The 254-nt window shown below is 65.0% G+C and carries 1 protein-coding gene; it reads left to right on the forward strand.

Going from position 1 to position 254, the window contains the following annotated elements:
- Positions 1-254, forward strand: a 254-nt coding sequence (locus FV233_RS30830; protein ID WP_187278288.1) for a DUF5309 family protein, incomplete at both ends; no start/stop codon positions are given.

Here is a 254-nt window from a genome sequence, read left to right on the forward strand (position 1 = left end):
GCTGGTCTCGGGCACCCTGGAGGAAGTCAAGAAGGCCGGCCGTGCTTCTGAGATGAAGTACCAGGCCATGAAGAAGGGCATGGCCCTGAAGCGCGATATGGAGGGCATCCTCCTGTCGGCTCAGGCGTCGAACGCCGGCACGGCCCGCGCGTTCACCGAGACCATGCTCAAGGACGCGCAGCAGTCGGCCTACGCCGCTGGTGGCGATCCGAACCTGCTGATGCTGCCCGTGCAGCAGAAGCGCAACTTCTCGG

The sequence above is a fragment of the Methylobacterium sp. WL7 genome (genome assembly GCF_008040085.1).
Classification (GTDB): Bacteria; Pseudomonadota; Alphaproteobacteria; order Rhizobiales; family Beijerinckiaceae; genus Methylobacterium; species Methylobacterium mesophilicum.